This window comes from uncultured Bradyrhizobium sp. (assembly GCF_936928535.1).
In the GTDB taxonomy this organism is placed as follows: Bacteria; Pseudomonadota; Alphaproteobacteria; order Rhizobiales; family Xanthobacteraceae; genus Bradyrhizobium.
In genome coordinates this window covers 26,785-50,656 of record NZ_CAKZHY010000122.1, presented here as the reverse complement: position 1 = coordinate 50,656, position 23,872 = coordinate 26,785, and the positions used below count along the sequence as shown (strand labels likewise).

Sequence of the window (23,872 nt, the reverse complement as noted above, 5' to 3'; positions counted from 1 at the left end):
TGATGTTGGAGCGCACGAGGTGCGCCGCGAGGGTCGGCGTTAGCCGACCGACCCTTCAAGCGAGATCGAGATCAGCTTCTGCGCTTCCACCGCGAATTCCATCGGCAGCTGCTGCAGCACGTCCTTGACGAAGCCGTTGACAACGAGGCCGACCGCTTCTTCCTGGCTGAGACCGCGCTGGATGCAGTAGAACAGCACGTCCTCGGAGATCTTCGAGGTCGTCGCTTCGTGCTCGAACGTTGCCGACGAGTTCTTGGCTTCAATGTACGGCACGGTGTGCGCGCCGCATTTGTCACCGATCAACAGGGAATCGCAGGCCGTGAAGTTGCGCGCGCCGGTCGCCTTGCGATGCGCGGTAACGAGACCACGATAGGTGTTCTGCGACTTGCCGGCGGCGATGCCCTTGGAGATGATGCGGCTCGACGTGTTCTTGCCGAGGTGGATCATCTTGGTGCCCGAATCGACCTGCTGGAAGCCGTTCGAGATCGCGATCGAGTAGAACTCGCCGCTCGAATTATCGCCACGCAGGATGCAGCTCGGGTACTTCCAGGTTATCGCCGAACCCGTTTCGACCTGGGTCCAGGAGATCTTGGAACGGTCGCCGCGGCAATCGCCACGCTTGGTGACGAAATTGTAGATGCCGCCCTTGCCTTCCGAATTGCCGGGATACCAGTTCTGCACCGTCGAATATTTGATCTCGGCGTCGTCATGCGCGACGAGCTCGACCACGGCGGCATGCAGCTGGTTCTCGTCGCGCTGCGGCGCGGTGCAGCCTTCGAGATAGGAGACGTAGGAGCCCTTGTCGGCGATGATCAGCGTGCGCTCGAACTGGCCGGTGTTGCGCTCGTTGATGCGGAAATAGGTCGACAGCTCCATCGGGCAGCGCACGCCCGGCGGCACGTAGACGAACGAGCCATCGGAGAACACCGCCGAGTTCAGCGTCGCATAGAAATTATCCGAGGTCGGAACCACCGAACCCAGATATTTCTGCACCAGTTCAGGGTGCTCGCGGATGGCTTCCGAGATCGGCATGAAGATCACGCCGGCCTTCTTCAGCTCCGCCTTGAAGGTGGTCGCAACCGAGACCGAATCGAACACAGCGTCGACCGCGATCTTGCGGCGGGCGGGATCGTCCTCACCCACCTTCGGCTCGACGCCCTCGAGCATGGCGACTTCCCGCAAGGGGATGCCGAGCTTCTCGTAGGTCTTCAGGATTTCCGGATCGATCTCGTCGAGCGAGGTGACCGTCTTCTTCGGCTTCGGCGCCGCGTAATAATACAGGTCCTGGAAGTCGATCTTGGGATAGTCGACGCGCGCCCAGGTCGGCTCCTGCATGGTCAGCCAACGCCGATAAGCTTCCAGCCGCCACTGGAGCATCCAAGCGGGTTCATTTTTCTTCTGCGAGATGAACTTTACGATCTCTTCCGACAGCCCCTTGGGGGCCTTCTCGGAGTCGATCAGGGTCTCGAACCCATAACGATACTGGTCGACGTCGATGCGCTTGACGCGCTCGACCGTCTCTTGAACGGCTGGCATTCCATCCTCCGCTCGTGGTTTCAAGGACCACGGTGGATCAAATTCGAACGAGTATTACGATGTTTCTGTGCGGAAAGCACGGGCTTAGAACGGTTCAAGCCGTGTTTCGTCGCTTAGGCTCTAAGTAGGGTATTACCAAGCTTTCGCCAAGCCTCTAACGCCCTATTGATGTCCTCAGGTTCCGTGGACCAGCCCAGACTGAGGCGCACCGCTCCCTGGGCGACGGTGGCATCATACCCCATCGCGGAGAGCACGTGGGACGGCTGGACCTTGCCCGAGGAACAGGCCGACCCTGAGGAGACGGCGACGCCTTCGAGGTCGAATCCGATCACAGCAGTCTCGGCCTTCAGTCCGGGCGCGGTAAACAGCACGGTATTTGGCAACCTCTTCACATCATCGGCGAAGACGGTCGCTCCGCCAATTCCGCGAAGGCCATTTTCCAAGTGATTCCTGAGACTTGTCATCCGCTCCGCATCCTCGGGCAGAGCCTGAAGCGCGGCTTTCACCGCAGCTCCGAAGCCGGCGATCCCGGCGATATTCTCGGTTCCCGCGCGACGGCCGAGCTCCTGCCCGCCGCCCCGCAGCACCGGCTCCAGTCCGGCCAGCCCCTCGGCCACGACCAGCGCGCCGACGCCCTTGGGTCCACCGATCTTGTGCCCAGAAAAGGTCGCAAGGTCCGCGCCTACCGCGTTAATATTGAAAGCAATTTTGCCGAGCGCCTGGATCGCATCGACGTGCAGCAGGCCTCCGGCCTCGTGGACCAGCCCTGCCGCTTCCGCCACCGGCTGAAGCGCACCGGTCTCGTTGTTGGCCGCCATGATCGAGACCAGCGCAGCCGGGCCCTCCGCGAGCAGTTCCCGGAGGTGGTCGAGATCAGCCGCGCCGGAGCGCGTCACACGGATCTGGCTGACGCTCTCTGCCGGAAACCGGCCGCCTGCCAGCACCGAGGCATGCTCGACCGCCGAGACCAGGAGCCGCCGCACCGGCTCCCCCGATCGGCCACGCAGGCCGGGCGACAGCGCCAGCGCGTTGGCCTCCGTTCCCGCGGAGGTGAAAACGACGTTCCGCGGCAGTGCACCGACGGCTGCCGCCAGCGCGGCGCGGGCCTCCTCGACCAGCCGCCGCGCCTCCCGCCCCTCGGCGTGGACCGAGGACGGATTGCCGATCAGCTCGTAGGCGGCCAGCATCGCCGCGCGCGCCTCAGTGCGCAGCGGTGTGGTCGCATTCCAGTCGAGATAGACGCGGCTTGGCATGGCGCCCTCTTAGCACCTTTTGGCATCGCGCCAATCGGGCGCCGTTGCACATCAGGCCGGCTGCTGTTGCGCGATCCCTGCCGGAGAGCGCAACTGTATCCGCAGGCCAAACAGCGGACGCAGCCAGCCGATCCGCCGCACGATCTCGTAGGTCGCCGCACAAGTGAGCGCGGTGCCTGAAATCACGATCGCGGCCTCGCTTCCCGCCGACAGGTCAACGCCCTGCAGCGCATGTGCGATCACGATGATCGCGGTTTGATGCACGATGTAATAGGGAAAAATCGCATCGGTCAGATAGCGCCGCACGGGGCCATCGGCCCTGAAATGTCGTCGCGCAAAGCCGAGCATCGCGACCATCGCGAGCCATTGGTAGCAGCCATAGGCCGAGCTCGCGAACCATTTCGGCACCGACGACGGCGCCAGCAAGCCGGCATAAACCAGCACGAAGATGGCGAAGCAAGCGGCCGCAATCATGAGCGCCACCCACCGCTGCCGCTCGACGTCGCGCCAGAATCCGTCCTCGCGTGCGAGTAGGAAGCCGATCAGGAACGCGCTCGCATAGTCCGCGTGGTTGTACCAGTCGCCGAACAGCGCATGCGTCGACGGGAAGATCGGCGCCAGAAAGAGCCGCCAAGCCGCGAACAAAAAGCACGGCACCGCCAGCAACCATGGCCCGGCGAGGACGGCCGCCAACCGCGCACCAATCCAATCCGCAGCGGCCGGCCACAGCAACAGCACGCCAGCCAGGGCCATGGTGTAGACCCAGAGATAGACCACGAACCAGAGGTGGTTCCAGGTCGGCTGCGCGATGCAGGGGTTCGGGCAGAATTGCGCGCTGAACGCCAGATAGTGGTGGAGGTAGTAATCGGCGAAGCCGGCGGGATAGCCGAGCGCCTCCACGATCTGGAGATAGGATTGCGGCGGCACGATCACGAGCATGCCGAAGATCAATGGAATTAGCAGCCGCACCGACCGCGCCCGGGCGAAGGCGCCGAGCCGGAACTTGCCCAGCATGAAGCGGCTGGCGACCCCGGAGACCAGGAACAAGAGCGACAGCCGCCAGGGATTGAGCACCAGCATCGCCGGCTCGAGCCAGGTCAGGCGGTGCGCGCTCTTGATGTGAAATCCCCAGGACACGTAGAGCATGCCGACGTGGTAGAAGATCAAAAGCCCGAAGGCTAAAATCCGCACCCAGTCCAAATCGATGCGTCGTTCCGGGCTTGATGCTTGCTGTGGTGTTGACATGGGTCTCTGCTCCCTAACGTCTCGATATCAATGGTTTTCGGGCCATGGCTGACGGCCAAAATGCGCCTGATAGGGAGCGCGTCGAGGCGGTTTGGGATCAGAACCAAACGCGAGGGGACGAGGCGTCGTCCTCAGGGACGAGCGGTTGGCGCCGCGGGATCAGCGGCGAGTGGACGATGTTCGCGGCGATCGCCGCCATCGCGCTCGTCGTCGGCATCGTCAATGCGCTCTCCGGCGCACAGGATGCCACCTGGCGCGGCGATAGCGCCGATATCGGCCGGCGCCTGTTCTGGGAACTGTCGAGCATCGTCGTCATTCTGGCGCTGGTGCCGATCCTGATGCTGGCCGTCCGACGCATGCGGGGAACTGCATCCCTCGCGATGCGGACCGGAATTGCAGCCGCCGCCCTGCTCGGCTTCTCGGCCCTCCACATCGCCGGCATGGTCAGCTTACGAAAGCTCATGCTCTGGCTCGCGGGCAACACCTACGATTTCCATTTCTCGCTGGCCTCAATCCTCTACGAGTTCCGTAAGGATGCTGTGACCGCATTGCTGATCGGGGCAACGCTCTGGCTGATGGACAGCCGCCGCGAGTTGCACAAGGCCGCGCGGGACGCCCAGTCCGATCCACCCGCTTCGCAAGAGCATCCGTCCCCGAATCTGATCTGGCTCCGGGACGGCACCAGCCGGATCCGAGTCGCGCCGCGCGACATCCTGTGGGTCGCCTCCGCCGGCAATTACATCGAGTACAGCCTAGCCGACGGCACCCAGCACCTGATCCGAGGCACGCTCGCCGCGACCGAAAGCGAGCTTGCCCGCTTCGCCATCGTGCGCGTTCACCGCACCCGGCTTGCCAATCTCGACCGCGTCAGCGGGGTGGACTTCAAGCCGTCAGGGGATTTCGAGCTCACCTTCGACAACGGCAAGACGCTTGGCGGCAGCCGCCGCTACCGCCCCGCCGTCGCCTCGCTTGGCGGCAGCACCGCACCGGTGTGAATCGCCTCAGGCGCCCTCAGCAGCCAATAAACAATCGTGATTTCAATCGGTTGCCAACATGGTGGCGACCCTCGGCATCCCTTGCTCGATGCCGGCCGCTATTGCCGCGACACGCGCCTGGCCGGCTAAGCTCTTGAGCGGATTGGCAGATGTCGAAGATGCTTGCTTTTTGCCCCGCAGCCTATGTTAGAACGCGCACCGTCAAGTCACCGTGCGCCGTCTGCGCATCACCGCGAGGCGTACGCCTTCTCATCCTTCCATTCGCGCTTTCGTCGGCATCTGCCAATGAGGCCACAATCGGTTGATTGCCAAGGACCAGTTCTCCAGCAAATCAATCCAGAGATCATCGATGCCTGAAGTCATTTTTGCCGGCCCTGCTGGCCGTCTCGAAGGTCGCTATCACCCGGCCAAGCAGAAGAACGCGCCGATCGCGATGATCCTGCATCCGCATCCGCAGTTTCACGGCACGATGAACCATCAGATCGTGTACCAGTGCTACTACGCCTTTGCGCATCGCGGCTTCTCGGTGCTGCGCTTCAACTTCCGCGGCGTCGGACGCAGCCAGGGCTCGTTCGACCACGGCACCGGCGAATTGTCGGATGCGGCCGCCGCGCTCGACTGGGCGCAGACGATCAATCCCGAGGCGCGTGCCTGCTGGGTGGCCGGCTTCTCCTTCGGCGCCTGGATCGGCATGCAGCTCCTGATGCGCCGTCCCGAGGTCGAAGGCTTCATCTCGATCGCGCCGCCCGCCAATCTCTACGACTTCTCGTTCCTCGCGCCCTGCCCGTCCTCGGGCCTGATCGTGCATGGCGAGAAGGACGCCGTGGTGCCGCCCAAGGACGTCAACACGCTGGTCGAGAAGCTGAAGACGCAGAAGGGCATCGTGATCGACCAGCAGGTCATCCCCGGCGCCAACCATTTCTTCGACGCCAAGCTCGAGCCGCTGATGGAAACCATCACGGCCTACCTCGACATGCGTCTGGCGAACGTTCGCTGAGGACGAGATGACCGCGTTCGTAGCCCTGCTGCGCGCGGTCAATGTCGGCGGCACCGGCAAGCTGCCGATGACCGAGCTCAAGGCGATGTGCGAAGATCTCGGCTTTAGTGCCGTGCGCACCTACATCGCTAGCGGCAATGTCGTCTTCACCAGCCGCAAATCGGCATCCGCAATCAAGGCTGCGCTGGAAAAACGCCTGCACGCGTACGCCGGCGCGCCAGTCGGCGTGCTCGTGCGCAGCGCTGCCGAGATGACAGAGGTTCTCGCCGCCAATCCGTTTCCAAAGATGGCACCCAATCGCACGGTCGCGATCTTCCTCGACAAGGCGCCGCCCGCGGACACCATCGCCGGAATTCGTGGCCAGAAGAACGAAGAGGTTAAGCTCGGCCGCCGCGAGATCTACGTGCATTACGGTGACGGCATGGGAACTTCAAAACTGGCGCTTCCCGCCGCCAAGGCCGGCACGGCCCGCAACATGAACACCATCGCCACGCTGGCGAAGATGGCTGCGGAGCTCTAGGCCAGCTTCAGCGCGACAATCCCCGTCAATACCAGCACGATCCCTGCAAGCTTCATCGCGCTGAGCGTCTCGCCGAACAGCACGACGCCCAATAGAAAAGTACCGGCGGCGCCGATGCCGGTCCATACCGAATAGGCGACGCCGACCTCGAGCACCTTGAGGGCGCGCCCGAGCAGGAAGACGAAAGCCGCAAGCAGCACGAGCGAAACAACGCTCCAGCCCGCCCGCGTGTAACCTTCTGCATATTTCATCGAGATCGCCCAGCCGACATCAAGCGCGCCGGCGATCACCAGCATCAGCCACGCCAAAGACTGCGACATCGGACTCAGGCCGCGAGCTTGAGCAGATGCGCGTCGTGGCGAACGAGGAAAGCGCGCAGCAATTGCGGGTAGTCCTCGCCAACTGCAGTGCGCACACTCGGACGTTTCGCGAGCGCGGCGCGCCAGGCGCGAACCTTCGGCACGTCGCGGAAGATACCGTGATCGGTCAGCTCGTCGAACAGGTCGAAATAGCGGAAGACTGGCGCGAATACGGCATCGACCAGGCTGAACGCGTTGCCTGCGAAATACGGCCCAACTCCAAGCGCGGCTTCCACACGCGCGAATTTCGCGACAAGCGCCTGGCGCTTGGATTCGAATATCGCGGGATCCGCCGTCGTCTCCAGCCCCCAGAGATCGCCAAGGATCGCCGAGCCGAACTCCATCCAGGCACGGTGCTCGGCTCGCTTCAACGCGTCCGCCGGATGCAGCTTCACACCGCCTTGCGTCTCCTCGATATATTCGCAGATCACGTTGCTCTCGAACAACGCGACCTCGCCCTGCGCGGTCGTCACGACCAGCACCGGCACCTTGCCGAGCGGCGAGAGCTTCAGGAACCAGTCGGGCTTGTTGGCGAGATCGATGTCGATGCGCTCGAACGGCACGCCCTTCTCTTTCAGCGCGATCACCGCGCGCTGCACATAAGGGCAAAGCTTGTGGCTGATCAGTTTCAGTGAAGCGGTCATAGGTGCAATCCCGACGGTTCGATGCAACTGCATCCAATATAGATGCACTTGCATTTACATGTCAAGATCGATGCATTTGCATCAATCACCCGTGATCTCGAGGAGTCACCCTCAGGGCCGTGCGATCACCCCACCCGTCATCGGCATGGGGACGCCCGTGGTGGCCGGATAGGATAGCGGCAGGCCCTTCAGGCCGCGCGCGGCGAGGAAGCCGAAGGCTTGCGCCTCAATGGCATCCGAGGCCCAGCCGAGCGTCTCGGCGGCTTCGACCGTGGCCGTTCCCACCCGCTCCCGCAGCATCCGCAGCATGGTGAGGTTGCGCGCGCCGCCGCCGCAGACGATCCAGCTGCGCGGCCGCCGCGGCAGCAGCGGAATGACGCGCGCGATCGCAGCCGCGGTAAACGCGGTGAGTGTCGCGGCGCCATCGGCCGGCGCGACATCGCCGAGCTTCAACGCCGCGAAATCGTTGCGGTCGAGCGATTTCGGCGGCGGGCTTGCGAAGAACGGCAGCTCCAGCGCCCGCGCGATCCAGGCTTCATCCACCTTGCCGAGCGCCGCGAACTTGCCTTCCGCATCGAACGCCTGGTTCATGGTGCGATACATGAAATCGTCGAGCAGCGCGTTGCCGGGCCCGGTGTCGCAGGCGATCAGCGTGTCGCTGCCGTCGATATAGGTGATGTTGGAGACACCGCCGATATTGACCACGACGATCGGCCCCTCGCGGTCCAGGGTTTGCGTCAACGCTCGGTGGTAGACTGGCACGAGCGGCGCGCCCTGCCCGCCAGCCTCGACATCGGCGGCGCGGAAGTCGTGCATCACGGGGATATGGATCGCCTTGGCCAGCGCCGGCGCATCGCCGATCTGCACCGTCAGCCGCCGCTCGGGCCGGTGCAGCACGGTCTGGCCGTGGAAGCCGACGATGTCGATCTCCTCAGGCGTCATTCGGTTCTGGGCGACGAAAACAGCGACCGCCTCGGCATGGGCACGAGTCACAACCCGTTCGGCCTGGGCCAGAATCCCCGGCCGGGCATCGCGTTGCGACAAGTGCACGGCCTCAGACAGCGCCTGGCGCAGCAGATTGCGTTCGGCCGGGCTATAGGGTCGGTAGCCGGAGGGCCCGAACGCCTTCACCTGCTTCCCGTCGGTTTCGATCAGCGCGATATCGACCCCGTCCAGCGAGGTGCCGCTCATCAAACCGAGTGCCGTCAACATCATGGGATCAGCGTCCTCAAAGCACCCCCTCCGGCATGCCGATCTTGTGCCAGAGGGACACATCTTATAATGCCACAGCGCCAAGTGGCGGGCAGCAATCGAGTTCCCGGGTAAGACCCTTAAATTGCTCCCAAAACAGTAAACCAAGAATTGTCAGGCACGCCGACAGATGACTGCATTTAAATCGGATTTCCTCAACACGCTTCAGGAACGTGGATTCATCCACCAATGCTCCGATTTCGAGGGGCTGGACGCCCTTGCCGCCAAGGGCGAGGCGACCGCCTATGTCGGCTACGATTGCACCGCCCGCTCGCTGCATATCGGCAACTATCTGACCATGATGATGCTGCACTGGCTCCAGCAATCCGGCAACAAGCCGATCACGCTGATGGGCGGCGGCACCACCATGGTCGGCGATCCCTCCGGCAAGGACGAGACGCGCGCGATCCGGACCATTGCCGAGATCGAGTCCAACAAGGAATCGATCCGTGGCGTGTTCGCAAAGGTGCTCAAATACGGCGATGGCAAGAGCGACGCCATCATGCTCGACAATGCCGAGTGGCTGACCAAGCTCAACTGGATCGAGATGCTGCGCGACGTCGGCCGCCACTTCTCGGTCAACCGCATGCTGACGATGGACTCGGTGCGCCTGCGTCTCGAGCGCGAGCAGGAGATGAGCTTCATCGAGTTCAACTACATGGTCTGCCAAGCCTATGACTTCGTCGAGCTCGCCAAGCGCACCGGTTGCAAACTGCAGATGGGCGGCTCGGACCAGTGGGGCAACATCATCATGGGCGTCGATCTCGGCCGCCGCATGGGCACGCACCAGCTGTTCGCGCTGACGACGCCGCTGCTCACCACCGCCTCGGGCGCCAAGATGGGCAAGACCGCGCAAGGCGCGGTGTGGCTCAACGCCGACCAGTTCTCGCCTTATGATTTCTGGCAGTACTGGCGCAACACCGAGGACGCCGACGTCGGCAAGTTCCTGAAGCTGTTCACGACGCTGCCGATCGCCGAGATCAAGAAGCTCGAGGCGCTCGGTGGCTCCGAGATCAACGAGGCCAAGAAGGTGCTCGCGACGGAAGCGACCGCGCTGCTGCACGGCCGCGACGCCGCCAATGAAGCAGCCGAGACCGCGCGCCGCACCTTCGAGGAAGGTGCCCTCGCCGAGAGCCTGCCGACGGTGGAAATTCCGCGCGGTGAGCTGGAGGCCGGCCTCGGCGTGCTGAACGCCTTCGTCAAGGCGGGTCTCGTCGCGTCCAATGGCGAAGCACGGCGCCAGATCAAGGGTGGCGGCCTGCGCGTCAATGACATCGCCGTCACCGACGAGAAGCTGGCGCTGTCACCAGCCAATCTGACGCCCGAAGGCGTGATCAAGCTGTCCTTCGGCAAGAAGAAGCACGTCCTCATCAGGCCTGCATAGGCGTATGAGCTTTTGATGCTTGTCAGGGCGCGCGGATGCGCGCTCCCTGTTGGGCAATGGATCAGAAGACGTCCCAGGAAGCGACCAGGGAACACGACGCCGTGCGGCAAGGCGCGGTGCGCACCGCGCTCGTCGTGCTCGCGCTGTGCTTCACGCTGGCGGTGCTCGGCCGCGGCCTGAGTGAGAGCTTCACCGTCTTCCTGAAACCGATCTCCGAAAATTTCGGCTGGGACCGCGCGCAAGTCGTCTCGATCTACTCGCTGACCTGGCTCGTCAGCGGACTGACCGCGCCGCTGGTCGGCCGCCTGTTCGATCACTCCGGACCACGCATCGTCTACGCGCTCGGCCTGTTGCTGCTCGGCTCGGCTTTCCTGATTGCGGGCCATGCGCAGTCGCTCTGGCAATTCCAGCTTTCGATCGGGCTCTGCGTCGGCATTGGCGTCGCCTTCATCGGCAATGTGCCGAATTCGATCCTTCTCGGCCGCTGGTTCGGGCCGCGATTGCCGACCGCGATGGCGGTGGTCTATTCCGCCATGGGCGGCGGCGTGCTGGCTCTGCTGCCGACCTCGCAGCTGCTGATCAATCATCTCGGCTGGCGCGAGACCTACCAGGTCTACGGCTTCGCGGCGCTCGCCCTGCTGGTGCCGCTCATGCTGTTGCCCTGGCGCAGATTCGCAGCCGGCTCGCCTTACGTCACCAAGAAGACCGATCCCGATTTCGTCGACAGTGGATGGACGCTTCTCAGCGCGATGCGCCATCACGCGTTCTGGGCACTGTTCTCGACCTTCTTCTTCACCGCCGTCGGCATGTACTCGATCGCCGCACAGATCGTTGCTTATCTGATCGATGCCGGCTTCCCGCCGCTGCAGGCTGCGACCGCCTGGGGCTTTTCGGGCGTGGTGTTGGTGTTCGGGATGATCGGCGTCTCGGCGCTCGACGGGCTGATCGGGCGGCGGCCATCCGTGCTGCTGAGCTACGCGATCTCGATCCTCGGCATCGTCCTGCTCTGGCTGCTTCAGTATGATCCTAGTGTCATCCTGCTCACCGGCTTCGTCGTCTGCTTCGGTAGCATGATGGGCTCACGCGGGCCCCTGATCACCGCAACAGCGATGAAGATCTTTGGGGGTAAACGCGTCGGCACCATCTACGGCACGATCTCGATCGGCAGCGGTTTAGGTTCGGCCTTCGGATCCTGGAGCGGCGGCCTGATCCACGATGCCACCCACGGCTACAACGCGCTGCTCGCCTTCGCACTTGCGAGCGTCGTGCTCGGCATGATTCCATTTCTGATTGTGCCAGCCTTGCGGCGCTAGGTCTCCCAGAGGTAACCTGCACTCAGTCGTGTCACCGGGGAACTACGGGCGGACGCCGCGCGTAGATGCTTAAAAAATACAGACAGCGCCGGGCTGAAACCACAGCCTGCGGTGTTTTGTCCGACATGACAAAAATGTCAGCGCGAATTGACCTGGCGCAACTTGCAGGGCGGAACCGAATGCGTTCCTAGTCGCAGCATTGGATGGAGGGCACAACCCAATGAACTTTCCCTATCTCACTCGCTATCAGCCGGTTCTTTTGAGCCTGTTTCGTTTCATCACCGGACTGCTGTTGTTCCAGTACGGCATGACCAAGCTCTTCCACATTCCGCAGGTGGCCATCTTCGCCAATCCGCCGCCGCTGATCTGGACGGCCGGCCTGATTGAGCTGGTGCTTGGCGCGGCACTGATGGTCGGACTGTTCACTCGCCTCTCGGCCTTCGTCCTGTCAGGAGAAATGGCCTTCGCCTACTTCCTTGGCCATGTCTTCCACATCTCCAAGGAAGGCCCGCCGGTGTTTCTGCCGCTGATCAACGGCGGCACCGCCGCGATCCTGTTCTGCTTCGCCTGCCTCTATCTCGCGGCCGCCGGCGGCGGTGCTGTCAGCGTCGATGCGCTGATGGGTAAGGAGGGCGAAGCGACCGGCGGCGCCTTCGCGCGGCGCTGACACGCCCGCACGCCACCACCAGCACCGGCACTGGCGCTTCGCCCGTGCCGGTTCAGCGCGAGCCCAGCACGTTCCAGATCAGGACGAGGGCCGCCACGAGCAGCACGGACATGATGAGGCGGTGAACGAAACGGTTCATTGCACGTCCGGCCGGGTGTGACGCCCGTCAAGGTGTAAGATCAATTTTCGAAGCGAGCGTCCCGGCACGTCGCCTGACCAAGGCTAGCGCCGCGCAAGGCTGCAACCGTTCGACAGCGTCCGGGCCGAGCTGGTCGAGCTGTCGCCGGACTGCGCCGACGGCAGTTCGTCGATCGGCATATTCTGCTTGCCGGTGTTGAACTCAAATATCTTGCGGAAAAGGCCGGGCGCCATTGCCGAGATCGGATTGACGCGCATGACCGGCGCTGCAGGCGTACCGACGACCTCGTAGGTGACTCCGATCAATCCCTCTTTGTCGCCGTTACCGAGGAAGAGGCCGAACAACGGAATCTGGCCGAAAATGTTGTTCACGCCGTACATCGGCACAAAGGTGCCGCTCATGCAGACCTGATTACCGGGAAAGTCGACCGAGCCTTCGATGGTGGCGCCAATCATCGGCCCCTTCACCACGCCGTCGCGGATCGTGAGTGCGCCGTTCTGCCGGGTGAACTCCGCGCGCAAGGCCGTGAAGGTCACGCCATTCTGCGCGCCATTAGGCGCCCCCGCCGCGACACGATCAAGCTGATCCATGCCCTTGACCGCGAAGTCGCGCACGTTGATCAGGCCTTCCCTCGCCGTAGGCTCCGACGTCGGCGGCTCCATCGCAACCACCATCTGGCCACCAAAGACCTTGTTGGTGGTGTCGGTGAACTTCAGCAGCGAGCCGGCATCGTTGGTCTGGAGATAGATCACCTCGCGGCTGCCTTGTGCGCGGCCGCCGCGCAGATCCGCCGCGACGGGCGTATTCTGGCCGATCCTGCCGCTCAGCGTGAACGCCTTGATGGCGCCTGCGCGCTTCGACATCTTGGCGTCGACGCTCCGCATCGTCTCGCCGTTGAATCCGGCGACCGTGCCAAGCTTGACGTCGATGTCGAAATCGACGTTCTTGAGCTTGCTCTTGCTGTCGTCCTTTGAATTGCCTGAAATCGCCGACTTCAGGAAACCGCGGCCATCGAACACGTCGCCGCGCATCGTGCCCCGCACCACCCCGTCCTGACCGCGCTCGACCTTGAGCGACGTCTTGTCGCCATCAGACGGCGAGTAGACCGGGAAGTTCGCATTCATCAGGTCGCCGTTCGGGTCGACTTCCAGCGAGCCCTTGATCGAGGCGCCGCCGCCTTCGATGACGATGTCCTCGAGCCGCGTTGATTGCGCCGTCGGCACCACCTTGAACGTGGCCTTGCTCGCCTTGCCCGGCAGCTTGACCCAGCCGGGAAGGATGTTGTCGAGCTTGACCGAGGTCAGGTCGGCCTCGATGCCGAGCTTGGTCGTCTGCTCAGGGCCGCCGGCAATCTTGCCGGAGACCTTGACCGGCACCGAGCCGCTGACGGCCGGACTGAGGTCGAAGCCCAGGCGGGCGCGGCTGGCGTCATCCAGCGTCGTCTGCAGCTTGACGTCGGCATCGCCATCGGTCGCCTTGCGATAGTCGAGCGAGGCCGCCTGACCGTTGATCTTGACGTCACCCTTGACCTGATAGCCCTGGTTGTTGGCAACGATCTTGAGCGTGTTGGCCTCGAGCTTCTGGTTCATCACCAGCTTTTCGGCGCTGAAGCCGTTGAGATCGGCGGTGACGGCGTAGGTGGTGTCCGCCTTGGTCAGCTCGCCCTTGACCGGCAGGCCAAGCTGGATGTTCGCGGTGAAGGTGCCCTTGCTGGTGTTGGGATCGACGACGGTCGACGACAGGTCGCTCAGCCGATCATTGGACAGCATTTCGGCCGCCGCCGGCACCGGACCATCGACGCGGAAACGCGTCCGCGAGGGCGACGGTTTTGGCGCCATATCAGGCACCTCGAAGGTGAAGTCGGAGATCGTGACCTTGCGGCCTCCGGGCGTGTCGGCAATGCCCTGGCCGATATTCACCGTGGCGGTGCGTCCGGTCACATGCGCCTTGAGGTCTGCGTCGTGCACCACAGGCATGCCGTCCACGGGTCGAACTGCAACGCCGCTCGCCACGATGTTGACCGACAGGCCGTCATCGGGAATCGGCGGGCCCTTGCGCGGAAGGTTGCGCGTCGGCGAGTTGACGCCGACCTCGATGCGCTGGAGCGTGCCGCGCTCGATCCGCTCGATCACCCACTGGCGCAGTTCGGGCACCACCAGCGTCGGCCACATCCGCTTCAAGGCGGAGGCCGACATCGGCGTTCCCGCAAAGCCGAGCGTCAGGCGCGGCTCGCCGGAATAGTCGATCGCGCCGGTGCCGGCGACGCCGATCTCGCCATTGGAGATGTCGGCCTGCGTCAGCAGCATGCGCTTGTGATCGGTGTCGAAACGGAAGCCGATGGCGATGCGGTTGAAGACAAGCGGCGGCTCGTTATCGATGCCGCCGAGCAGGATCGAACCGCCGCTGAAGCCGAGCTGCCAGTCGTTCACGGTGCCGTTCGGCGGCTCGAGATGGGCCAGCAGCGTCAGACGGTTCGCGCCCGAAATGATCTTGAACGGCGCAACCAGCACCCGCCGATTGGCATCCCATTCGATGTTGATCTCGGCCGAGTCGATCGCCATCGGATAGTCGGACGTGTCGGTGTCGATGATGTTGCCCGCGCCGATGGTGACCTTGCCGCGGAAGAACGTCGGCACGCCGTCGCGGCCGAGCTCGCCTTTCAGCTCGCCGGTCAGCGGCAGATCGGCCGTATAGGTCAGGTCCTTGACGCGCAGCGCGAGCAGGATGTTCGAGGTCGAGACCTTGTCGGCGCGGATATCGACAGAGCGTACCCCATTTTCGCTCGGCCCGATCGTGGCGCGCAGCGACCACGGGTGCGCGCCCTCCTCGCCGAGGCTGAGCGCCACGCCGCCATGGCTTGGCCGGCGCAGGCTGAGCGTGATGTTCTCAAACGTCCATTTGCTGCCGCGCTGCTGGTCGTCGACAATCAGGTTGCCGTTCTTGAGACCGATCTCGTTGAGGTTCTGGCCGTCGAGGCCGGTCAAGCTCAGGCTGTCGAGCCAGTCGAGGCCCTGAAGAATGCCGCTCTGCGCGACCGGTTGAGGCGCGGCCTGAGATGCGTCCGGTGTTGCGGGCGCCATCCCGAACGGCGGCGGCGGCACGCCGTTGCGCGGGAATGTCGGCGGCAGCCCCGCTTCCCTCTTGGACGCGACGCCGGTTGCGAGCGGCTTTGCCGTGTCGCCCGCGGAGACCGTGACGGTGCCATCGGGCGCGATCCGGATTGCAAGTTCGGCATCGACGAGGTTGAGGCTTTCGGCGCGCAGGCGGCCGGTGAGAAGCGCGGCTCCCGACAGTCTCACCTCGGCCTTCGGCGCACTGGCGACGATGGCATGGTCATGGTCACGAACGATGATGTCCCGGATGCGCACGGCGATCCGGATACGCCCCGCGCGCTCGATCTGGGTGCCGCCGACCTCCACGGTGTTGCCGTGACCGATATTGTCCTCGATGGCGGCGGCGAGCCACGGCGTCGCCATGTCGAGATTGATCGGACCTGCGCCAAGGCGCCACCAGAGCGCACCAAAGCAACCGACGAAGATGACGATCAAAGTGCCCAGAACGACGGCCATCCGCCGCAGCCAGCGACCGCTCGGCAGCACGCGCCGGACCGCCGAAAAACTGTCACCGACGCGAAAGCCTGAGTTGGAACGCGATAACAGGCGGCGTGCGCGGTGGCCCGCCTCCTCTTCCTGGTCCTGATCCCAGTCGGCCTCGTCCCATTCCGGCTGCGCGTGATGGCCGGCGTGTCGATCGAAGTCCCTGATGTGATCCTGGGGCGACGTATTCCTTGCCATTGCCTCTCGATACAGACGCCCGTCGTTGGACTGAGCGCCGCCGGGACCGCAGCCATCGACGGGTATAGACGCCCCCCGCCCCGGCATTGCCGCCATACCTCTGATGTTCCTGCTGTTCGTCATTTCGCCCCGGGAGCGCGTTCAACGAGCAGTGGGGTGGTGCGTGGAATTCCTTGTAACCATACTCCGTCGCCGCCAAAATTGCCCAGCCGAGGGCGCGAATCCGGCACGCCGGACGAGAGCTGCAATACCGCTTTGGTTGACCCGCCGAAAGCGACGAAAGGAAGGCGTATGTCCAAGAAATCCCGAAAGAAATCGTCCAAAACGCCCTCCGGCAGTCTGACCGCTAAAAAGAAGCCCGGGAAAACGCGGGCAACGACTCAAACGCGCAGCGCGAAAACACAACCGGCACCGGCAGGCAAATCAACCGAGACAGGCGCAAAACCAACATCGCATAAGGCCGCGTCGAAACGGTTAAAATCTTCTGAAAAGGCCACCAAGCCTCACGCGACAGTGGCCGGCGCCAAATCCGCTTTGGCCGAGGGCCAGAAAGCCCCCGCGTTCCGCCTGCCCCGCGACGGCGGCAACACCGTCACCCTGTCGGATTATGCCGACCAGAAGCTGGTCCTGTTTTTCTACCCCCGAGCCGACACGCCGGGCTGCACTCGCGAGGCGATCGACTTCACCCGGCTCAAGGACGCCTTCACCTCCGCCGGCACTGCCGTGCTGGGCATTTCGGCCGATCCGTTAAGGGCCCAGGAGAAATTCCGCGACAAGCACAGCCTTAGCATCCCCCTGATCTCGGACGAACAACATGAGATGCTGGAGGCGTATGGCGCCTGGGGCGAAAAATCCATGTATGGCAAGAGCTTCCTCGGGATTATTCGCACCACGGTGCTGATCGGGCGCGATGGAAAGGTGGCCAGGGTCTGGCGCAATGTCCGGGTCGACGGCCATGCCGACGAGGTGCTGGCTGCGGCAAGAAGTCTTTAACCAGCCCGTTAAAATCGAGCGTTCCCGTTTCCAGAAAATTAACCATGACCGGCCCAGATTGCTGCGGCAATTGAGCCGCAAGGAACCGTTCCGACCGGCGCGGGAGTGCCGATGTCGAAAAGTTCTGCCCAATACTCGCAGTACCCCCAGCATCATCCGCACGACCACGGACGGTCCTTTCCCCGCCGCCCCGCGGCCGCGGTAGCTGCAGCGATCCCCCTGCCCGCGGCCGACGACGCCTACACGATCGTGCATCATGGCAAGCAGGTCCGGCTCGGGCCCGTAGTGTTCTGGATCGTGGTCGGCACCGTCGTTCTGCTCGGGCTCTGGTCGGCCGCGACCGCCACCTATTTCGCTTTTCGCGACGACGTCCTGACCCGGCTGATCGCCCGCCAGGCCGAGATGCAATACGCCTATGAAGACCGCATCGCCGAGCTTCGCGCCAAGGTCGACCGCACCACCAGCCGGCAGCTGCTCGACCAGGAACAGTTCGACCAGAAGCTCGACCAGATCATGAAGCGGCAGACGGCGCTGGAGTCTCGCGCCACGGCGCTTGGCGCCATGCCTGACGTGACCGGATCGATCCCGCGCGCAACACCGCAGCGCGGCGACGCGAACCAGACGAGCCAGGGCACGCCGAAACCATCGCCGATCAGCGACACCGTGATCTTTGTGGCGCCGCCTGACCGTGAAGCCCGGCTCGAATCGCGCGCCCCGGCCGTGATCGCCCCGCCGGTCAATCAATTCGCCAAGAACCAGGGTTTTGACAATGTCCTGGTCCGGCTGACCAACTCGCTCGATCAGGTCGAGCGCCGCCAGGTCGCGGCACTCAACGCCGTCGAGGAAGGCATGGATTCGCGGATGCGGCGGATGCGCGGCGTCGTCAGCGATCTCGGCCTGAACCTTGCCAGCCTCGAGGCCGCGGCGCCGCGAGCGCCCATGGGCGGCCCGTTCGTGCCGGTGAAACTCACGGCGAACGCCGGTCCCTTCGAGAAACAGCTCTATCGCATCAACGTCACGCGCGCCGAGATGGACCGGCTCAACCGCACGCTGGCGCAGGTGCCGTATCGCAAGCCCGTCGTCGGCGAAGTCGAGTTCACCTCCGGCTTCGGCGTGCGCAGCGATCCCTTCCTCGGCCGGCCGGCGATGCACACCGGCCTCGACTTCCGCGCCGCGACCGGCGATCCCGCGCGCGTGACCGCTAATGGCAGGGTGGTTTCGGCCGGCTGGTCCGGTGGTTACGGCCGCATGGTCGAGGTCGACCACGGCAACGGGCTCTCGACCCGCTACGGCCATCTCTCCGAGATCAACGTCAAGGTCGGCGAGATCGTGAAGATCGGCCAGGTCATCGGCCTCGTCGGCTCGACCGGCCGCTCGACCGGTCCGCATCTGCACTACGAGACCCGCATCGACGGCGAAGCCGTCGACCCGCAGAAGTTTTTGCGCGCCGGTGTGCGACTCAGCGCGGGCTAGATCCACTCAGCCGTCGAAGGCTGACTACTGGCTGTGCTCATGACCGACCTCACCGGTGATGACGTCGCCGAACAGCTCCCAAACCTGCCCGTTGAAGCGCATCAGCTGCATCTGCTCGATCGGGAAATAGTCGTCGGGTGAGGTGTTGACCATGATGCCGGGGAGCATCAGGTCGGTGTGGAAATTCTTCAGGCTGGTCGCCTGCTTCATGACGTTGTCGCGCGTAAGATTGTCGCCGCACTGCTTCAGCACCTGCGCCATCGCCTCGGCCTGCACATAGCCGTAGAGATTGTTGGCGTTGGTCTTGTCGCCATCGGGGTAATATTTGTCCATGAAGGCGCGCCACGCGATCACGGCCGGATCCTTGTCCCAGGTCGGATCGGTCGGATCCTTCAGATAGGCCGTCGAGATGATGTCCTTGGCGTATTCGAGCCCGGCGGGCTTGAGCACGGAGGCGATGGACGTCGCGGTGTTGGCCAGGAAGAATTTTGGTTTCCAGCCGAGCTCACCCACCTTGCGGATCGCCTGCGCCGAGCCCTTCGGCGCGGCCCATGAGAAGAAGATGTCGGCGCCGGAATCGTGCAAGGCGACGATCTGCGAGTCGATCGAGGGATCGCTGACCTCATATGACTTGTCGGCGATGATCATACCAGCCTTGTCGCCAAGGCCGTCCTTCAGTCCCTTGAACTGGTCCTTGCCGGCGTCGTCGTTCTGCCAGAACACCGCAATCTTGCCATCAGGGAATTTGTCGAGGATGTATTTTGCGTAGATCCGCCCCTCGCTCTGGTAGTTGGGCTGGAAACCCATCGTCCAGGGGAAGTTCTTGGGGTCGCCGAACTTGGTACCGCCAGACGCAACGAAGAGCTGCGGCACTCGCTTGGCGTTCATGTACTTCATGATCGCGGAATTCGAGGGCGTGCCAAGCGCCTGGAAGATCAGCAGCACCTCGTCGCTCTCGACCAGCTTGCGCGCCTGTTCGATCGCCTTCGGCGGCGAATAGGCGTCGTCATAGCTGATGAAATTGATCTTGCGGCCGTTGATGCCGCCCTGCTCGTTGATCATCTTGAAGAACGCCGCCTCGGTCCTGCCGATCACGCCATAGGACGACGCCGGCCCGCTATAGGGCATGATGTTGCCGATCTTGATCTCGGTGTCGCTGGCACCGGGGTCGTATGTCTTCTGCGCGAGAGCCGGTGTCGCAACGAGCGCACCGGCGGCAAGCATGGCGAATGCAGCAAATTTGTTGCGACGACCCGGCATCGTTCTCTCCCCTGTGTTTCTAGTTCTTGTTTTGCGGAGAGTGTCGCAAGGCCGCCTGCGACTGGCAAGCGGCGGGATTTTCCGCAGGGTGAAACGGAGGGTACGGAACTTATCCGACGCGCTGCAGCATTTTTAGTGCCCGTCCGTCGATCACAATCAACGCGCTGCCAATAACGATCGCGCCGACGACCTCACGCACGGAGATCGGCTCGCCCAGCACCAGCCATCCCAACAAGATCGCGGTTACGGGAATCAGCAGCGTCACCAGCATGACGTTGGTTGCGCCGGAACGTCGTATGATCTGAAAGAATACGATGTAGGCGAGCGCGGTCGACAGCGCGGCAAGACCGAGCACTGCGAACCATGTCGCGACGCCCGGCATTGGAAGACGCCACGGTTGCTCCGCCGCGCCGGCGACGACCGCCATCATCACCGTTGACGCCATCAGTTGAAACGTCGCCGTGCCGAGCGGGGCAGAGTCCTTCAGCAGCCTCCGCGCGGCGAGCGCTGCAAAGCCATAGCTCAGCGCGCCGCCGAGACAGAGCAGGATGCCAAGCCCCTGCCCCGTCCGTGTCTCGATCCCCCAGCCGCGCAGGATGATCACTCCGGCCAGGCCGAGCGCGACGCCGGCCACCCGCCGTGCCTGCAATGCTTCTTCGCCCGCCGCGGCCATCACCATCACCGTGAACAGCGGCGTGGTGGCGTTGAGGATCGAGGCCAGTCCGCTCGGGATGAAGGTTTGGCCGGCCACGATCAGCGAGAAAGGAATGACGTTGTTAAGTAGGCCGATCACGAGGAAGGGCTTCCAGCCTGGGAAATTTGATCCCCTGCATGCGAAGCAACGGCAGCAGAATGACCGCGCCAAGCGCGACACGCAAAAACACCAGCGTGAGCGGCGGCAGTTCCCGCAGCGCCGCGCCATTGAAGAAGAACGAGCCGCCCCAGAGAATCGAGAGCACCACGAGAAGCGACCAGTCTCGCGTGTCGATCCTGCTGTCATTGCCTGGCATGCGTCTCACCTCGGCGGCCTGGCCTGCCGCGTAAGATGCTTCGGCGAACAAGGCCACCCGATTTCCGACGGCGTTACAGGGAACGTCGTGTCCGGGCTTCGCCGGCGACCTCCGCGACGACCGCCCCGATCACCAGGGCCGCACCGATGAGTGCATGCAGGGCCGGCACCTCACCAAATCCCACCCAGATCCACAACGCCATCAGCGGCGTCTCCAGCGTGGCGATCAGCGAGGCCTGTCCTGACGGCAAGTGGCGCGAGCCGAGCATGTAGAAGGTCAGGCCGAGCGCGACCTGGAGGCAGCCGAACATCGCGAGGATCGCGAGGCTGTGGCCGCCGACATCAGCGATGTCATGGGCGAACGGCAGGCTGACGAGGCTGCCGATGAAATTCGAAAGCGCAGCCGCCGCCACCATCGAGGTCTCGCGATGGCGCCGGACCACGACCGTCATGGCGGAGATCGCGAACACCATCAGGCAGCTCAGCGCCACGCCGCCGATATCGGCCCCGGCCCGGATGCCGCCGACGGTGATGACCACACCGGCAAAGGCGACGAGGCTTGCGATCAACGTCCGCCATGTTGCGGCTTCGCCGAGCCACAGCCAGGCCAGCGCGGCCGCGACGAACGGCTGGGTCGCAATCAGCACCGCGACATTCATGACGTTGGTCATCTGGAGTGCGGGGATGAACGAGATCATGCCGATGGCGGACAATGCGGCGACGAGCAAGCCGCCGCGTCGCGGCACCACCAACTGCCTGAGCGCACCTGGTCCCTGAATCAGGACGAGCAGCAGTGTGATCAGGCTGCCGCCGAACAGGCCGCGCCAGAACAGGATGGTCCAGGAATCGAACGGCAAGAGCCGCGTGAAGAACGGTGCCGTGCTCCAGGCAATCGCCGCTGCAGCAACCAGGGCAATGCCGAGACCGCGTTCCGATCGAGGTTGCCCCATGTAAAATTCCAGTTAAGTCGAACTTCCCAGCTAGGACGGCTTCTTCGGCCGCGACACCAGCTCGATCATCCGGCCCTCGTCCTCGTCGGGCATCGTGGCCTTGGCCTGCGCATAGGCTTCGACCGCGGCGCGCGAGACCGGCGGCTTGTTGGCCAGCAGGCTCTCCGCGAGCTTCACGGCATAGGCGGCATCCTTGTGCCGGAGCGCGGCCGTGAATGTCGCGCCGCTGAAGTCGCGGGCGACCATGCGCTTGGAGTGACGCTGCACTTGAGGGCTTGCCGCGACGCCTGCCTGGATCGACTCCAGCACCAGCTTCATGTCGAGCCCGGCCTGCTCGGCGATCGCAAGTCCCTCGGCAAGGCCCGCGATCTGGATCGCACCCATGAGGTTGTTGATGAGCTTGTAGACGGTGCCGGAGCCGACCGCGCCGAAATGGCGGATGGTCGAGCCGATCGGCGCAAGGAACGGCTGCGCGCGCTCGAGGTCGGCCGCATTTGCACCGACAAGCAGCGTCAGCTTTCCGGCCGTCGCCGCATCCGGCAATCCGGTCACGGGGCAATCGATGTAGATGAGCCCGCGCGCATTGAGCTCGCGACCCATCTCGCGGGCGTGGTCATAGGAGACGGTGGAGCACTCGATGGCGATGGTGCCTGATTTCATCGTCTTGGCCGCGCCCTTGGGGCCGAGCCAGACTGCTCGCGAGGCTTCGTCGTCGGCGACCATGGTCACCACGGCGTCGGCGTCGATCGCGGCATCCTCGGGCGAGGTCGCCCACTTTGCGCCGCGCGCGATCAGGTCTTCCGCCTTGGTCTTGCTGCGATTCCACAGCGTCACCGTAAAACCGGCGTCGAGATAGCGGCCGGCCATGCCATGCCCCATCCGCCCGAGCCCGATGAAGGCGACGCGGGTCATGGTCAGTCCACGTCCCCGATATCGCCGCCGGTCGTGCCGAACGCGCGTTGCGCCAGCGTTGCGGCCATGAAGTCGTCGAGCTCGCCGTTGAGCACGCCCGATGTGTCGGAGGTCTGCACGCCGGTGCGCAGGTCCTTCACCATTTGATAGGGCTGCAGCACGTAGGAGCGGATCTGGTGACCCCAGCCGATATCGGTCTTGGCGGCCTGGTCGGCGGCGGCCTTCTCCTCGCGCTTCTTCAGCTCGATCTCATAGAGGCGCGCGCGCAGCATGTCCCAGGCCTGCGCCCGGTTCTTGTGCTGGGAGCGGCCGGCCTGACAGACCACCGCCACGCCGGTCGGGATGTGCGTCAGCCGCACCGCGGATTCTGTCTTGTTGACGTGCTGGCCGCCGGCGCCGCCCGATCGCATGGTGTCGACGCGGACGTCGGATTCCTTGATGTCGATCTTGATGCTGTCGTCGATGACGGGAAACACCTGCACACTCGAGAACGAGGTGTGGCGCCGTGCATTGGAATCGAATGGCGAGATGCGCACCAAGCGGTGCACGCCGGCTTCCGTCTTCAGCCAGCCATAGGCGTTGTGGCCGGAGACCTGGATGGTCGCGGACTTGATGCCGGCCTCTTCGCCTTCGGACTCTTCGAGGTATTCGACCTTGAAGCCGTGCGTTTCGGCCCAGCGCGTGTACATGCGCAGAAGCATCTGCGCCCAGTCCTGGCTCTCGGTGCCGCCGGCGCCGGCATGGACTTCGAGATAGGAATCGAAGCGGTCGGCTTCGCCCGACAGCAGCGCCTCGAGCTCGCGACGCGCCACTTCCTTCTTCAGGTTCTTCAACGCGGCTTCAGCCTCGGCCACGACACCGGCATCGCCCTCGGCTTCGCCGAGCTCGATCATGCCGATATCGTCTTCGAGCTCCTGCTCGACCTTGCCGATGCCCGAAAGCGAATCCTCCAGCGAGGTTCGCTCCTGCATCAGCTTCTGAGCTTTCTGTGGATCGTTCCAGAGGTTGGGATCTTCTGCGAGCTTGTTCAGCTCAGCGAGGCGCGCCGTCGATTTCTCAACGTCAAAGATGCCTCCTCAGCAGCCCGACTGACTGCTTGATCTCTTCTACCAACCGTTCGATTTCGGCGCGCATGTGATTCTCTGGTCTCGCGGAATCCCGCGTGCAATTCAGATGGG

At 63.9% G+C, this 23,872-nt stretch carries 19 protein-coding genes and 1 pseudogene; 8 read left to right on the top strand and 12 right to left on the bottom strand.

Annotated features, from left to right (window positions below; genetic code table 11):
* Window positions 1–39: 39 nt before the first annotated feature.
* The 3 genes from sufB to Q0687_RS25200 form a co-directional block, all read right to left on the bottom strand.
* Window positions 40–1,536 carry a Fe-S cluster assembly protein SufB gene (sufB, locus tag Q0687_RS25210; RefSeq protein ID WP_298882939.1) on the bottom strand — a complete coding sequence of 499 codons (1,497 nt, stop codon included), beginning with the start codon at window positions 1,534–1,536 and terminating at the stop codon, window positions 40–42.
* 113 nt (window positions 1,537–1,649) lie between these two features.
* The gene (locus Q0687_RS25205; RefSeq protein ID WP_298882937.1) at window positions 1,650–2,789 is read right to left on the bottom strand and encodes a cysteine desulfurase family protein; all 1,140 of its coding nucleotides are present in this window, start codon (window positions 2,787–2,789) and stop codon (window positions 1,650–1,652) included.
* 51 nt (window positions 2,790–2,840) lie between these two features.
* The gene (locus Q0687_RS25200) at window positions 2,841–4,034 is read right to left on the bottom strand and encodes an acyltransferase family protein (protein ID WP_298882935.1); all 1,194 of its coding nucleotides are present in this window, start codon (window positions 4,032–4,034) and stop codon (window positions 2,841–2,843) included.
* Between the two features lie 176 nt (window positions 4,035–4,210).
* Here Q0687_RS25200 and Q0687_RS25195 point away from each other — a divergent pair, with 176 nt between their 5' ends.
* From Q0687_RS25195 to Q0687_RS25185, 3 genes are all read left to right on the top strand, one after another.
* Complete coding sequence (locus tag Q0687_RS25195; protein WP_298882932.1) at window positions 4,211–5,029, top strand: LytTR family DNA-binding domain-containing protein; 819 nt, start codon at window positions 4,211–4,213, stop codon at window positions 5,027–5,029.
* Between the two features lie 349 nt (window positions 5,030–5,378).
* On the top strand, window positions 5,379–6,026 hold the full coding sequence (locus Q0687_RS25190) for an alpha/beta hydrolase (RefSeq protein WP_008143006.1): 648 nt from the start codon (window positions 5,379–5,381) through the stop codon (window positions 6,024–6,026).
* 7 nt (window positions 6,027–6,033) lie between these two features.
* Window positions 6,034–6,546 (top strand): DUF1697 domain-containing protein, encoded by a 513-nt coding sequence (locus Q0687_RS25185; RefSeq protein WP_298882913.1) that lies wholly within the window; start codon window positions 6,034–6,036, stop codon window positions 6,544–6,546.
* Here Q0687_RS25185 and Q0687_RS25180 read toward each other — a convergent pair.
* From Q0687_RS25180 to Q0687_RS25170, 3 genes are all read right to left on the bottom strand, one after another.
* Entirely contained in the window at window positions 6,543–6,866 is a 324-nt protein-coding gene (locus Q0687_RS25180; protein WP_298882911.1) for a multidrug efflux SMR transporter, read from the bottom strand. The two genes, Q0687_RS25185 and Q0687_RS25180, sit on opposite strands and share 4 nt — an antisense overlap.
* Before the next feature lie 5 nt (window positions 6,867–6,871).
* The gene (locus tag Q0687_RS25175) at window positions 6,872–7,549 is read right to left on the bottom strand and encodes a glutathione S-transferase family protein (RefSeq protein WP_298882909.1); all 678 of its coding nucleotides are present in this window, start codon (window positions 7,547–7,549) and stop codon (window positions 6,872–6,874) included.
* A gap of 111 nt (window positions 7,550–7,660) precedes the next feature.
* Window positions 7,661–8,764, bottom strand: coding sequence for an anhydro-N-acetylmuramic acid kinase (locus Q0687_RS25170; protein WP_298882907.1), 1,104 nt, complete (start codon window positions 8,762–8,764; stop codon window positions 7,661–7,663).
* A 166-nt stretch (window positions 8,765–8,930) separates the two neighbouring features.
* Between Q0687_RS25170 and tyrS the strand changes: the two genes are divergently transcribed.
* The 3 genes from tyrS (at window position 8,931) to Q0687_RS25155 (ending at window position 12,164) form a co-directional block, all read left to right on the top strand.
* Window positions 8,931–10,184: a tyrosine--tRNA ligase gene (gene tyrS, locus Q0687_RS25165; RefSeq protein ID WP_298882905.1), complete on the top strand. Its 1,254-nt coding sequence runs from the start codon at window positions 8,931–8,933 to the stop codon at window positions 10,182–10,184.
* A 56-nt stretch (window positions 10,185–10,240) separates the two neighbouring features.
* Window positions 10,241–11,497, top strand: a complete 1,257-nt coding sequence (locus tag Q0687_RS25160) for an MFS transporter (RefSeq protein WP_298882903.1) — start codon at window positions 10,241–10,243, stop codon at window positions 11,495–11,497.
* A 220-nt stretch (window positions 11,498–11,717) separates the two neighbouring features.
* Window positions 11,718–12,164 carry a DoxX family protein gene (locus tag Q0687_RS25155; RefSeq protein ID WP_298882900.1) on the top strand — a complete coding sequence of 149 codons (447 nt, stop codon included), beginning with the start codon at window positions 11,718–11,720 and terminating at the stop codon, window positions 12,162–12,164.
* A gap of 222 nt (window positions 12,165–12,386) precedes the next feature.
* Here Q0687_RS25155 and Q0687_RS25150 read toward each other — a convergent pair whose 3' ends face one another.
* Window positions 12,387–16,184: a DUF3971 domain-containing protein gene (locus tag Q0687_RS25150; RefSeq protein ID WP_298882993.1), complete on the bottom strand. Its 3,798-nt coding sequence runs from the start codon at window positions 16,182–16,184 to the stop codon at window positions 12,387–12,389.
* 204 nt (window positions 16,185–16,388) lie between these two features.
* Here Q0687_RS25150 and Q0687_RS25145 point away from each other — a divergent pair, with 204 nt between their 5' ends.
* Window positions 16,389–17,090 carry a peroxiredoxin gene (locus Q0687_RS25145; protein WP_298882898.1) on the top strand — a complete coding sequence of 234 codons (702 nt, stop codon included), beginning with the start codon at window positions 16,389–16,391 and terminating at the stop codon, window positions 17,088–17,090.
* A 111-nt stretch (window positions 17,091–17,201) separates the two neighbouring features.
* Complete coding sequence (locus tag Q0687_RS25140; RefSeq protein WP_298882895.1) at window positions 17,202–18,563, top strand: peptidoglycan DD-metalloendopeptidase family protein; 1,362 nt, start codon at window positions 17,202–17,204, stop codon at window positions 18,561–18,563.
* Between the two features lie 24 nt (window positions 18,564–18,587).
* On the opposite strand, the gene Q0687_RS25135 is transcribed toward Q0687_RS25140, so the two are convergent.
* The 5 genes and pseudogenes from Q0687_RS25135 to prfB form a co-directional block, all read right to left on the bottom strand.
* Window positions 18,588–19,823, bottom strand: a complete 1,236-nt coding sequence (locus tag Q0687_RS25135) for an ABC transporter substrate-binding protein (RefSeq protein ID WP_298882892.1) — start codon at window positions 19,821–19,823, stop codon at window positions 18,588–18,590.
* Between the two features lie 109 nt (window positions 19,824–19,932).
* Window positions 19,933–20,833 (bottom strand): annotated as a pseudogene (locus Q0687_RS25130) (DMT family transporter).
* A gap of 73 nt (window positions 20,834–20,906) precedes the next feature.
* Window positions 20,907–21,782 carry a DMT family transporter gene (locus tag Q0687_RS25125; protein ID WP_298882890.1) on the bottom strand — a complete coding sequence of 292 codons (876 nt, stop codon included), beginning with the start codon at window positions 21,780–21,782 and terminating at the stop codon, window positions 20,907–20,909.
* 30 nt (window positions 21,783–21,812) lie between these two features.
* Entirely contained in the window at window positions 21,813–22,694 is an 882-nt protein-coding gene (locus Q0687_RS25120) for an NAD(P)-dependent oxidoreductase (RefSeq protein WP_298882887.1), read from the bottom strand.
* A gap of 2 nt (window positions 22,695–22,696) precedes the next feature.
* A protein-coding gene (prfB, locus tag Q0687_RS25115) for a peptide chain release factor 2 (protein ID WP_298882882.1) occupies window positions 22,697–23,828 on the bottom strand; the annotation gives its coding sequence in 2 pieces (ribosomal slippage) (window positions 22,697–23,758 and window positions 23,760–23,828; 1,131 coding nt in all).
* Window positions 23,829–23,872: the final 44 nt, after the last annotated feature.